The sequence below is a fragment of the Alistipes shahii WAL 8301 genome, assembly GCF_025145845.1.
Taxonomy (GTDB): domain Bacteria; phylum Bacteroidota; class Bacteroidia; order Bacteroidales; family Rikenellaceae; genus Alistipes; species Alistipes shahii.
Genome location: NZ_CP102253.1, coordinates 80,182 through 93,062 on the forward strand (window position 1 = coordinate 80,182; position 12,881 = coordinate 93,062).

General features: G+C 59.7%; 11 protein-coding genes. 5 read left to right on the forward strand and 6 right to left on the reverse strand.

Features of this window, described 5'->3' with window-relative positions:
- Positions 1 to 26: 26 nt before the first annotated feature.
- From NQ492_RS00405 to NQ492_RS00430, 6 genes are all read right to left on the reverse strand, one after another.
- Positions 27 to 437, reverse strand: a complete 411-nt coding sequence (locus tag NQ492_RS00405; protein ID WP_118406461.1) for a GtrA family protein — start codon at positions 435 to 437, stop codon at positions 27 to 29.
- Positions 430 to 1,209: a polysaccharide deacetylase family protein gene (locus NQ492_RS00410; RefSeq protein ID WP_015547796.1), complete on the reverse strand. Its 780-nt coding sequence runs from the start codon at positions 1,207 to 1,209 to the stop codon at positions 430 to 432. Before NQ492_RS00410 ends, NQ492_RS00405 begins: the two co-directional genes overlap by 8 nt.
- A complete protein-coding gene (locus NQ492_RS00415; protein WP_254886356.1) occupies positions 1,206 to 3,116 on the reverse strand; it encodes a glycosyltransferase 87 family protein in 1,911 nt (636 codons plus the stop codon). Before NQ492_RS00415 ends, NQ492_RS00410 begins: the two co-directional genes overlap by 4 nt.
- A 135-nt stretch (positions 3,117 to 3,251) precedes the next feature.
- On the reverse strand, positions 3,252 to 4,397 hold the full coding sequence (locus NQ492_RS00420) for a glycosyltransferase (RefSeq protein ID WP_022062534.1): 1,146 nt from the start codon (positions 4,395 to 4,397) through the stop codon (positions 3,252 to 3,254).
- Between the two features lie 244 nt (positions 4,398 to 4,641).
- Positions 4,642 to 5,184, reverse strand: a complete 543-nt coding sequence (locus tag NQ492_RS00425; protein WP_044054567.1) for a ferritin-like domain-containing protein — start codon at positions 5,182 to 5,184, stop codon at positions 4,642 to 4,644.
- A 74-nt stretch (positions 5,185 to 5,258) separates the two neighbouring features.
- Entirely contained in the window at positions 5,259 to 5,987 is a 729-nt protein-coding gene (locus NQ492_RS00430; RefSeq protein ID WP_015547800.1) for an acyl-[acyl-carrier-protein] thioesterase, read from the reverse strand.
- A gap of 85 nt (positions 5,988 to 6,072) precedes the next feature.
- Between NQ492_RS00430 and NQ492_RS00435 the strand changes: the two genes are divergently transcribed.
- From NQ492_RS00435 to NQ492_RS00455, 5 genes are all read left to right on the forward strand, one after another.
- Complete coding sequence (locus tag NQ492_RS00435) at positions 6,073 to 6,684, forward strand: hypothetical protein (RefSeq protein ID WP_015547801.1); 612 nt, start codon at positions 6,073 to 6,075, stop codon at positions 6,682 to 6,684.
- A 144-nt stretch (positions 6,685 to 6,828) separates the two neighbouring features.
- Positions 6,829 to 7,542 carry a DUF2975 domain-containing protein gene (locus NQ492_RS00440; RefSeq protein WP_015547802.1) on the forward strand — a complete coding sequence of 238 codons (714 nt, stop codon included), beginning with the start codon at positions 6,829 to 6,831 and terminating at the stop codon, positions 7,540 to 7,542.
- A gap of 51 nt (positions 7,543 to 7,593) precedes the next feature.
- Positions 7,594 to 7,815, forward strand: coding sequence for a helix-turn-helix domain-containing protein (locus NQ492_RS00445; RefSeq protein WP_044054568.1), 222 nt, complete (start codon positions 7,594 to 7,596; stop codon positions 7,813 to 7,815).
- Between the two features lie 35 nt (positions 7,816 to 7,850).
- Positions 7,851 to 10,649 carry a M16 family metallopeptidase gene (locus NQ492_RS00450; RefSeq protein WP_259874109.1) on the forward strand — a complete coding sequence of 933 codons (2,799 nt, stop codon included), beginning with the start codon at positions 7,851 to 7,853 and terminating at the stop codon, positions 10,647 to 10,649.
- 120 nt (positions 10,650 to 10,769) lie between these two features.
- Positions 10,770 to 12,827: an LTA synthase family protein gene (locus NQ492_RS00455; RefSeq protein ID WP_015547805.1), complete on the forward strand. Its 2,058-nt coding sequence runs from the start codon at positions 10,770 to 10,772 to the stop codon at positions 12,825 to 12,827.
- Positions 12,828 to 12,881 lie beyond the last annotated feature (54 nt).

Sequence of the window (12,881 nt, forward strand, 5' to 3'; positions counted from 1 at the left end):
CGCATCGCACGGCAGGGTCCGTTTTTTCAGGATTTCAAACGCCCGCGCAGGGCGAAGCGCACCATCAGGAAATTGACCGGAAAGGCGACCAGAAAAACGCACAGCGGCGCATAGAGTTTCGGAACGCCCGCCCACAGCCAGATTTCGAGCAGTACGAGTTCGTTCACAAGGTTGATGAGGTGGGCCGTCAGGAACCGCACGGCACGGCGGGCAGAGGGCCGTACCCGAAAGGTGAAATAGCTCGACAGCAGAAAGTTGCAGACGATGCTGACGCAGAAGGCGCAAAAATAGGCAAGGGCCGGCCAGAGGTCGTCGAAACACCGCACCAGCACGACGTAAACGGCGTAATTGACCGCCGTGGCGACGCCTCCCACCACGGCGAAGCGCACGAACGGACTCTCATAGAGCCTCCGGAGCATCATCGCTACCCTACTCATCGCATCCGAGGTATTCGCGGGTGGTCAAAAACCGACAGCCGCGGGCTTTCAGCCACTCCAGCAGCCGGATGAATTTCCGTTGCAGGTCCGTCCCCGAACAATGCGTAAGATAGCCCGGAACACCGAAAGCCGGCTCGCGCAGCCGTGCGGAAAACTCCCACGGATGGAAATAGAGGTTCAGGTGCCCGTCGCGGCGCAGGGCGCTGCGGCACAGCAGTTTGTAGAGCGGCAGCGGCATGACGTGGAGCGAAATCCAAAACAGCGGCACGCGGAAAGGCGCGGAGACCGAAACCGGATAGATCGTGAGCCCCTCCTCCCGCGACACGGAGCACGGGGCCCGGAGGTTGTTGTAGCGCGTCGGAATCCACGTCGGATTGATCGACGAATTGTACCTGTACCCCGCCGCCGCGAGCGCCGCGGACGAAGCGGCGGCCAGCCGCGGGGCACGGTAGCCGACAATGCGCTGTCCGGTCAGCTCTTCGAGCGTCCGCCGGCTGCCGGCAGGGTCCGACCCGGCGGTCAGCCCGTGGTAATAGTCATGCGAAGCCACCTCGTGGCCTCCGGCGACGATGCGGCGGACAAGGTCCGTGCGGTGGAGGGCAAAATTGGCCGTCGTGTAAAACGTGGCCCGCAGCTCCAGCCGCGCGAGCAGGTCCAGCAGGAACTCCAGCCCCTCGGAGCTGACCGCAAGCTGGGTGCCGAAATCGATTCCGCGGCCCCTTTCGAGCGGAAAATCGAACTCCTCGACGTCGAAACCGAGTGTCACAGTCATAGGCGGATGGCGATACGGAAAAAGTTTCTCAATTCACGGAACAACACCCGCGGAGACATCGCCGACATGACGATGCCGTCGCGGAGCATGGTCTCGACCTCCTCGATGCGCAGGCGTTTGTCGCGTGCGGCGAGGACGACGAATTCGGTGTCGAACAGGAAATCGGAGATGCGTGTGCGCAGCATCACCGCCCGAGCGCGGGGCGAGAGGCCCTTCAGACCGCCCTGCGTGTCGGTATGGCGGATGTTGAGGAAGATGCGGTTAAGCAGTTTCGACCCGTAGGACATCATCTTGCGCATGGGCGAAAGCCGCGAATGGTAACTCCGGTTGCGCACGGCGATCACCACGTCGGTCCCTGCGAACACCCGGTCGATCACCTCGCACATCGACTCCGCCGTATAGGGCATGTCGATGTCCGTATAGATGGTATACGGGGCCCGGGAACGGGCGATGCCGGCCCGGATGGCAGCGCCCTTGCCGCCGTGCGGAATATCGACGATCTCGACATCCGGAACGGCCTGCCGCAGCGCCCCGTGCTGTTCCTCGCCGAAACCATGCGGCGAACCGTCGTTGACGACGATCAGGTGCAGGCGCTTGTCCGGATACCGGGCGCAAAGCTCCGCATAGGAGCGGGCCAGCGCAGGGACGAACCCCGGAGCCGGATTGTAACACGGGCATACGATGTCGAGCCCGTCGCCCGGCCGCGCGGGACGGGATTCTGCCGCCTCGTTTGCCGCCTCGTCTGCCGCAGGCAGGGTTTTGTAGTCCAGAAGGACGTCCGTGACGGCGAAATCCTCGCGCCACAGCCTCCGGATGCAGTGGAGCCAGATGGCGAAGAACGGCAGCGAACGCAGCGCGTAGGCTACGAATACGCCACGGTAGAACTTAGTCGGGAGTAAGTTATAGGAGAAACTGGCGAACAGGGCCAGTAGGAGCAGCGTCCATTCGAGCCGGCCGCGTGCGGGGGGGGGAAAATTCACCCACCAGATACCCATGCCGAGCGCGGCTATCACATAGCCGCTGTGTTCGCTGCCGCTGCTGAACAGCACGATGAACAACAGGAGTGAAGCCAGCATCGTCAGGCGGTAGCTGAAGTGTTTGTACTGCCCGGTGCGCAGGTAGGAGAGCAGAAACAGCACCATGGCGGGGACGATGATCAGCAGGTCGGAATAGGCCGGCGAACCGCTGATCTTGCGCACACAGCCCACCAGCGAGATGTTCGTATAGGCACAGAACATGTTCTCACCGTTCTTCTGCACAATGTCGGCGGCCCATGCCGCATACTGCGACCAGAGGTATTCGGGACTGACGAAGAGCAGGGGCAGCAGCAGGGCCATGGCGCTCCACAAAGCCATATACCCGATGAAACGTCCTTTGCGCCGCACGAAGAAGAAAAAGGCCAGCCCGACGATGCCGTAAATCTTGACGAACGTACCGATGACGATGAACAGTGCGGCCCATCCTTCGCGGCGTTTCTCGATCATGGCCAGCGCCCCGACGACCAGCGCCGCGACGGCGATGTTGAACTGCTGTTTGAAGCAGGCTCCGTAAAAGTCGTTGAGCGTCAGCCACAGCACCAGGCTCGTCAGCACCACGGGCATCGGCAGCTGCCGGACGGTCCAGTAGAGCAGCAGCGAAAGGCTCATGCACCACAGCGACATGCCCAGCCACGGCGGCAGCACCGCGAAAGGTGCGATGATAAAGGCGAAAATCGGACCGTAATGGTTGATATCCCCGTATTCGAGCGGATAGGGCTCGTAAAGGGGAAGCGAGGAGAACAGATGGTCGAACACCCCGCGGAAGACCAGGAAATTGTTGTAGTTCTGAGGCCCGGCCAGCGACTGCGTGATGCAGATCCAAACCGTGCAGAGCATCCAGACGGCAAATACCACATACGGGTTAAGCAACCTGGATTTCAGATTGATGAATTGTGACGCCACAATATGCAAGAGTATGAGTTAGGTCCCGCAAAGATAGGTCTTTTCGCCTGAATAACAAACGAAATGCCGAAAAAACAGTTCTCCCGGAAGCTGCGGCGCCCCCTATTTTCCGGAAGCCACCAGCCCGTACAGCTCCGTGATGCGGCTGCACATCTCCTCCCACGAAAAGCGGCGGCGTTCCTCGACGCAGTTTTCCCGGAAGCGTTGAAGCGTGTCCCCTTCGTACATCCGTTCGATGGCGCCGGCAACCCCTTCGGGCGTGGGTTCGCAGACATACCCCACCCGGCCGTCGGGCACGATCTCGGCCAGTCCCCCGACTTTCGTGACGACCATCGGCACGCAGAACTGGTAGGCTATCTGCGTCACGCCGCTCTGCGTGGCGGTCTTGTAGGGCTGGACGACGAAATCCGCCGCCGAAAAATAATATTTCACGTCGTCGTCGGGGATGAAGCGGTCGTGGAGCAGCACCTCGTCCTGCAATCCGTTGTCGGCGATCCGGTTCAGATACGGCTCCCGGGCGGTGTAGAACTCCCCCGCCACGATCAGCCGGCGGCCCTCGGTGCGGCCCGCACGCCGGAGCTGCGCCCAGGCGTCGAGCAGCAGGTCAAGCCCCTTGTAATCGCGGATCAGCCCGAAGAAAAGCACGTAGCGGTTCGCAGGGTCCAGCCCCAGACGCACGCACGCCTCGGAGCGTTCGACCCGCTCGCCGAAGTTCTCGAACAGCGGGTGCGGCGAAAACAGGGCCGGAGCGTCGCTGTACGCGCGAAGTTCGCTGTGCACCTGCTCGGACATGTAGACGAAGCCGTCCACCGAATGCAGGTAGTAGCGGTTGAAGGGTTTGTCGGTCAGGTGGTGTTCGTGCGGCTCGACGTTGTCGATCTGGCACAGCACCTTCGTATGGCCGTTGCCGCGGGCGATGCGGGCAATGGTCCCGAAACAGGGGGCCATGAAGGGCGTCCAGTACTTCATCAGCACGAAATCGGGACGCTCGCGGCGTATCCGGCGGCCGACGCGCACCCAGTTCAGCGGATTCATCGTATTGACGCAGCGGCAGATGCGGAGGTCCGCAGGCGGAGGCGTCGCAACCGTCTGGCTCTCGCCGGGAAACAGCAGCGAGGGATATTGCAGCGTGAAGGTCTTGATGTCGACCTCGTCGCCCCGCCGCTGGAACGTGCGGGCCATGATCTCCATGATCGAGGCCAGGCCCCCGCGGTAGGGATGGGCAGGTCCTAAAATCGTTATTTTCATCGTATCAGAGCATTCCGGCGATTTCATGCCGTTCATCCGATCCGGCAACCCGACGCCTGCGGCCTCCGGCCGCGTCGGCAGGCCCGCCCCGCCCCGAATCCCTCCCCCGGGAGGAACTCATGCGCCGGCCGGGGTTTGCACAGGTTCCCGCGAATGATTCAGGTACAAAGATAACCGAAAAAACGGGACCCCGGCAAAAGGATTCCGTTTTTTGCGTCAGAAGTGCTTTCCGCCGCGCGAACCGCTATTCGCCGCCGCCGGAATGGTTGAAACTCTTCGACGTATGCTTGCTGCCGGCGGCCGATTGCAGCGCGAGGTACTCCTCGCCGTAGTCGATCAGGTTCTGCAACTCGGTGCGGAAGGTGTCGAGATGCTGCTCCTCCTCGCCGATGATGTCCTGAAACATCTTGTGCGTTACGGCGTCCTTGTTCTCCGAGGCGATGCGCGAGGCTTCGTTGTAGCTGTCGATCGTACTCTGCTCCAGCTGCATGGCCATGCGCAGCATCTCCTTCACGTCGGTGACCTGCCGGGTGCGGAACGAGGCGTTCATGTCCACGTCGCCCTGCAGGAACAGGATGCGGTCGGAGAACTCCTCGATGTGGCGCATCTCGGCGATCGAAATCTCGCGCATGATCTTCGAGAGATACTGGTAGCGGTCGTCCTCGAAATGAGTGTGGAAATACATGTACTGCAACGAAGTGGCGATCTCCTTGCCCACGGCATCGTTCAGCAGGTCGATGCTTACCTGATACTTGTTTTTCGCTTGTGTTTTGGTTGCGCTCTCCATAATGAAAAAAGGTTTTGCAGCCGTAAACTGCAAAACCCGTTCCACAAGCGCCCTGCGAAGCGTTCCCCGCAGGCCTATTTCCATTCGATAGAGGCACGCACGGCAGCCGCAGCGCCGTCGGCCGAAATTTCGAACAGCGCCGAACGCCCGCGCAACTCGCACCCCACCGTCAGCGTCTGCCCGAAGCGGCACTCTTTCAGGAAATGAATGTCCAGCCGCACCGGAGCCTCCTGCGTCAGCATGTCGACGGGCAGCATGTCGAGCATCATTTCGATATAGCGCATCGTGTTGACGTGGCGGTTGAAGTCGATGTCGCTGTAAACCACGCGGTGTTCGGCCGTCGCGGTAGGGCTTACCGCACGGATCTTGCGCGGCTTGTCCGTCGGGGGCGCGGCATCGACGATGGCGTCGGCATGCGCATCGCCCACCCACGAGAGGTCGATCGCCGAACGGCTCTGCAGGTCGATCATCGCCCACTGCGTCACGGCGCGGCCGAATTCGCGGCCTGCGGCATCGGTCAGCGTGAAGTTTCGCGTCGAGAGCACCCGGCCGTAATCGCTGATCCACGTAGCCACGGTGTAGTCGGTGTACTGCGTGGGCTGGCAGTCGAATTCGACGGCCATGCGCGAAAGCACCCACGAATGGTTGTCGGCATTCAGCGCATCGACTCCGAACCCCTTGCCGTGGGCGTCGATGCCCGCGGTGTTGAGTATCGAGCCGCCCAGCGAAGGGATTGTCGCCCGCAGCGTGAAATCCACGTCCTGCGGTTCAACCCGGTAATTATAGCGAGATTTTTCAGCCATTGCATTGAATTTTACGGTTATGCAGGCAAAGATACGATTTTTTTCGTATTTTTGTTTTTGATGTTAACCCTTAAACCTGTTAGTTATGGAAGTGAAAAAACTCGATTTCGGAGAAACCCTCAAGGATTCCGTCGCCATCGGCGTAAAGAACGCACCTTCGGTGATCGCAGCAGTGGCCTTATGGCTCATTACGATCTGGATACCTTATCTCAATGTGGGGACCACAATCGCCATCACCTTATTGCCCACACAGTTGGCCAAGGGTGAGATTGTCAATCCCCTGGGCATTTTCGACAGCAAATACCGCCGCTACATGGGCGAGTTCTTCATCACGATGGGCCTGATGATTTTCCCGATTTTCATCGGCGTGCTCTTCATGGTCATCCCGGGCATCGTGCTCTCGATCGCATGGACGCTCTCCTACTATTTCCTCATCGAAAAGGGCAAAAATCCGATACAGGCCATCAAGGCTTCGAACGACGCCACCTACGGCAGCAAATGGACCATGTTCTTCGTGTCGCTGGTCGTCGGCGTACTGTTCGGCATCGTATTCGGCATTTTCCAGGCCATCTGCAATGCGATCGGCATCGGCTTCATCACGTTCGTCGTCATGTTCATCCTCTACGTGCTGGCCATCTCGATCTCAATGTCCATCAGCGCTTCATTCTGGAAACAGCTGAAAGACAACGTGGAGTAAACGCTCCGGAGACGATCCGAAGGACGGCCGCCTGTGCCGTCCTTTTTTGTCCGCTGCGAAAAATTTTATCGAAAAACGATAAATATTATTTGTTTTTCGAAAATTAATTCTATCTTTGCAACTGTAAAACCAAAATAGTCACACATGCAGAACAAAAAATCGCTCCTGCAACGCCTGCTGGTCATTTACATTACGTTTTTCATCGTACTCGTGGCAAGCATCGCCCACGGAATCCTGCCCAATTTCTCGCGGGGCGCGGCGGAAGGCGCGGAACTCGGTAACGACATCGCCGAAAAGTGGAAATCCGGCGTGCCGCGCATGATCTACATGCTGGGCGACATCCGGGTGACGGGACAACCCGAAACGGCTGTCGAAATCGCCGCGGCGCCGGGCGTGGAAATCAAAGCCAACGTCCGCAAACTCGCCCTGGTCGTCGAGCAGAACGCCCCGGGCACATCCCCGCTGGGGCTGGCATTCCGTTCGATCGGCGGCAGCGCATGGCTCTATGCGCTGGTTATGCTCTGCCCGCTTCTCTATCTGGCCATCATCGTACTGATGTTCGTGATCATCCACTCGCTGCGCCGCTCGATCCGCGAAGAGCGCACGCTCGACAAACGCAACGTCTGGTATCTGCGCGCAATCGGCATGCTGACGATCGTCACCGAACTGATCAGCGACACTGTGGACTGGGTGATGAACAGCCGCGCCGCCGAACTGCTCGCCGGAAGCGGATACACCGTCGACGCGGGTTTCCACGTCTCCTACGCAATGATCATCATGGGTATCCTGATCCTTTTCGCCGCCGAGGTCTTCGCCATCGGCCAGAATTTGAGCGAGGAGCAGAAACTGACCATCTAAAACAGACGACATGAGAGAAATGCAAACGATAAAAGGGGGGGGGACGACTTTATGGCGATAATCATAAACATAGACGTAATGATGGCCAAACGCAAGATGTCGCTCGGCGAACTGGCCGAACGGGTCGACATCACGCCCGCCAACCTCTCGATCCTCAAGAACGGGAAGGCCAAGGCCATCCGGTTTTCCACGCTCGAAGCGATCTGCCGCGAGCTGGACTGCCAGCCGGGTGATATCATCGAATACCGCCCCGAAGAGACACAGAAACAATAAACCTTATACCACAAATGCCCATGAAAAAATTATTGATGCTGGCCGTCGCGGCGTTCGCCGCCGGCAGCGCCGCGGCACAGATGAACCAGCCGATCCCGGCCGATCCGGAGGTCCGCACCGGGAAACTGGAAAACGGAATGACCTACTACATCCGCCACAACGAAAAGCCGAAAGGCCAGGCTGATTTCTACATCCTCCACGATGTGGGAGCCATCCAGGAGAACGATTCGCAGCAGGGCCTCGCCCACTTCCTGGAACACATGGCCTTCAACGGAACCAAGAACCTCCCGGGCAAACAGCTCACGGAGTATCTGGAGACCGTGGGCGTGAAATTCGGCGCCAACCTCAATGCCGGCACGAGCTGGGATTACACGTGCTACAACATGAAGGACGTGCCGACCTCGCGCGAGGGAATCATCGACTCGGCGCTGCTGATCCTGCACGACTGGTCGCACTTCATCGCGCTGGAGCCGTCGGAAATCGACTCGGAGCGCGGCGTGATCATGGAGGAGCTGCGCACGCGCGACGGCGCGTCGTGGCGTTCGACGATGAAGCTGTTGCAGGCGCTGGGCAAAGGCACGAAATACGAGCGCCGCAACCTGATCGGCTACCTCGACGGACTGAAGAACTTCCGGCACAAGGAGCTGGAGGATTTCTACAAACAATGGTACCGTCCGGACTACCAGGCCGTAATCGTGGTCGGTGACATCGACGTAGACGCCATTGAGTCCAAGATCAAGACGCTGATGGCCGACATTCCGGCTCCCGCCGCCGGCGCACCGCAGAAGGAGACCATCGAGGTTCCCGACAACGAGGAGCCGATCGTCAGCATCTACACCGATCCCGAAATGCAGGGTACGAAGGTGCAGCTCTTCATCAAGCGCCCGGCGCTTCCCGAACAGCTCGCCAACACGGTGCTGGCCGAGGCCAACAACGTGATCGAGGCCTACATGACCACGATGGAGAACGCCCGCCTGCAGGAGATCGCCATGCAGCCCGACGCGCCGTTCCTCGGCGCCGGCATGGGCACGGGCGACGTGATCGGCATCATCCCGACGCTCGACGCCACGGTATTCGTGGCCATGACCGAGGACGGCAAGCTGGCCCGCGGCTTCGAGACCCTCTATACCGAAATGGAGAAGGTGCGCCGCTACGGATTCACGCAGGGCGAGTTCGAACGCGCCCAGGAGAACCTGATGCGTCAGGCCGAACGCTCGTACGCCAACCGCAACGACCGCCGCAACAACGAATTCGTGCAGACCTATCTGAACAACTACCAGAAAAACCAGCCGATGCCCGATGCCGAGACCGAATGGCAGCTCGACAGCATGCTGATCAAGATGCTCAACGTGGATGCCGTCAACGCCTTCGCGAAGCAGACCATTCTCCCGACGAATCAGGTGATCGTGATCAACGCTCCCGAGAAGGAGGGCGTCGCAACGCCCACCGCCGAGGAGATTCTCGCCATCCGCGACAAGGTGGCCGCATCGGAGGTCACGGCCTATGAGGACAACGTGGTCAAGGAGCCGCTGATCGCAGAAGGGACCGTGCTCAAAGGCTCGCCCGTGAAGAAGACGGTCGAGGACAAACAGCTCGGAACGACGGAATGGACGCTGGCCAACGGTGCGAAGGTCGTCGTGAAACCCACGACCTTCAAGGCCGACGAAGTGCGCCTGGGCGTAGTCGGCAAGGGCGGCCTGTCGCTGCTCTCGGACGAGGAGTACTACATGGGCGAAATGATGCCCGCCGTGAACTCGATGTCGGGTGTCGGCAAATTCTCGGCCACGGAACTCAAGAAACAGCTTTCGGGCAAAACGGCCTCGGTGCAGCCCTCGGTGGAGAACTACACCAGCGCCATGGGCGGCGTCTGCTCGCCCAAGGACATCGAGACGATGCTCCAGCTGCTCTACCTCAATTTCACGCAGCCCCGGTTCAACAAGGACGACGTGGACAATCTCACGAAGATGCTCCTCGCCCAGCTCGCCAATGCCAAGTCGAATCCCGACTTCCTGATGCAGGAGAAGGTGGCCGACGTGACCTACGGCCACAATCCCCGCCGTCAGATGATCTCGACGGAGATCGTCAATAAGTTCGACTTCGAACAGCTGCCCGGCATTTACGCCAAGCTCTACCCCGGAGCCAACGGATTCGTCTTCACGTTCGTGGGCAACATCGACCCCGAAACGCTGAAACCCCTCGTGGAGAAATACATCGGTTCGATCCCCGCCGCCCGCAAACCGATCAATTACGTCGACGACAAGGCCTATCCGGTGAAAGGCGAGGTTACGGAGGAGTTCACGGCTCCGATGCAGCAGCCGAAGGTCTCGGTCAACTACCATTTCTCGGGTGAGATGCCCTACACGCTCAAAAACAAAATGGCCCTGACGTTCCTGACGCAGGCGCTCAATTCGCGCTATCTCGTTTCGATCCGCGAGGAGAAGGGCGGAACCTACGGCGTGCGCGTCCAGGGTTCGACGAAGTACATCCCCCGCGAGACTTACAGCATGACCATTTCGTTCGACACCAACGAGGAGATGGCCGACGAACTGCGCGAGATCGTGATGAAGGAGATCGAGGAGATCGCAGCCAACGGTCCCAAGAGCGAGGACATCGAGAAACACCGCGAATTCATGCTCAAGAGCTGGAAGAACAGCCTCGAACAGAACGGCGCATGGATGAACTACATCCAGATCAAATACGGCTCGGGCCTGAACTACATCGCCGACCACGAACAGGCGATCCGCGACCTGACCAACGCCGACGTGCAGGCGCTCGCCAAGAAGATCCTTGCGGACGGAAACCTCGTGAAGGTCGTCATGCGCCCGTCGAAGTAAGCGACAAAACGATCAATTTTTCAAACCGACAGAACAAGGCAGTCACCCAGTTGACTGCCTTTTCTTTTTCCGAACGGGCTGAAAATGGTTAACTTTGTACCGTTAATTACCAAATTCATCATGCAAAAAAGTATTCGGCTGGTCTCCGGCCTCTATCTCAAACTGTCGCTGCTGACCGTCGCCGTCGGCCTCGTGCTGCGCGTCGTACTGCTTTTCAACGAGCAGACCACCTCACTCGCCTTCTCATTCGGCGAATGGTGCGAAGTCTTCCTGCTGGGCGCCGTGAACGATTTCTGCGCCGCGACGGCGGGATTCATTTTCCTCTGGCTCTTCATGTTGAGCGTTTCGCGCACCAAGTACAAAAAGCCGTGGGGCTACATCCTCCTCGCCCTGCTCGTGGCGGCGTTCTGCTACGTGGCGTTCTTCAACACGATCTTCGACGAATACGGAAGCGTCGCGCCGCAAATCGCCCTCTATGTGCTGGGCTACTGGGCCGGCAGCTTCGCACTGCGGCTCTTCCTGCCCGGATTCCGCAGCCACTGGACCACGGTGTGGTTCGCCCTCTTCATCGTCGTCTACGTGGGCGCCATCATCTTCAACGGCATCAGCGAATATTTCTTCTGGAGCGAATTCGGCGTCCGCTACAACTTCATCGCCGTCGATTACCTGGTCTACACCAACGAGGTGGTGGGCAACATCATGGAGTCCTACCCCGTCATTCCGATGACGCTGGGCATCGTCGTCGTGACGCTGCTCGTGACGTGGTACTTCTTCCGCAGCGAACTCGTGCAGACCGAATGCCTGAAAGGCTGGAGGTGGAAAGCCGTAATCGGACCGGCCTACGTCGCGGCGCTGTTCGCCGCGATCGGGCTGCTGAACTTCAACACCCGCTTCCAGGACAGCGACAACGTCTACGTCAACGAATTGCAGGCCAACGGACTCTACAAGTTCTACGACGCCTTCGTCAAGAACACGCTCGACTACGAACAGTTCTACCTCACGCGTCCCGAAGCCGAGGCCGAAGCCTTCGTGCACGGGGTCTACCAAAGCACGGGCGACAACCTGCACGCCGTGCGCGCCGAAGGGGAGGAGATCCGCCGCAACATCGTGCTGATCACCATGGAGAGCATGAGCGCCTCGTACATGGAGCGGTTCGGCAACACGGAACGGATCACGCCCGCACTCGACTCGCTCTACAAACTGGGACTGGCGTTCGACCGCGTATACGCCACGGGCAACCGCACGGTGCGCGGCCTGGAGGCCGTGACGCTCTCGCTGCCGCCCTGCCCGGGCCAGAGCATCATCAAGCGTCCGAACAACGCCGGAATGCACTCCGCGGGAGCCTTGCTGCGCGACAAGGGATACAACGTGACCTATTTCTACGGCGGAAACAGCTATTTCGACAACATGGAGACCTTCTTCTCGGGCAACGGATACGACATCGTCGACCAGAAAAGCTACAAGCCCGAAGAGATCACCTTCGCCAACATCTGGGGCGTCTGCGACGAAGACGCCTACCGGAAGGTCATCCGCACGCTCAACGAGGAGACCCGCAGCGGCAAGCCGTTCTTCGCCCATGTGATGACCGTCAGCAACCACCGCCCCTTCACCTACCCCGCCGGACGAATCCGCATTCCCAACGACTCGAAGAGCCGCGCCGGAGGCGTGCTTTACAGCGACTATTCGCTGGGACGGTTCTTCGCCGAAGCAGCCAGGCAGCCGTGGTTCGAAAACACGATCTTCCTCGTCACGGCCGATCACTGCGCTTCGAGCGCCGGCCGCACCGAGATTCCGTTGCAGAAATACCACATCCCGGCGCTGATCCTCGCCCCCGGGCTTATCGAACCCGGAGTGGTCGACGGCATCGTCTCGCAGATCGACCTGATGCCCACCCTGCTGTCGCTGCTCAACATGAGCTACGACTCGCATTTCTACGGCCGCAGCATCTTCGACCCGGCATATGTCAACCGCGCGTTCATCGCCACCTATCAGGACCTCGGCTACCTCGAAGGCGACACCTTCACGATTCTGTCGCCCGTGCGCCGCTTCGAGCAGTACCGCGTGGTTCCCACCGAGGAGAATCCCCACCACCTCGAAACGATGGAGCGGAAGGACGCCATGCAGGTCGACCGCGCGATCGGCTACTACCAGACCTCCTGCAAATGGAACAAGCGGTAGCGCTGCCGCCGCGGCACAAAAAAACTGCGACCCTTTTGGGTCGCAGTTTTTTAT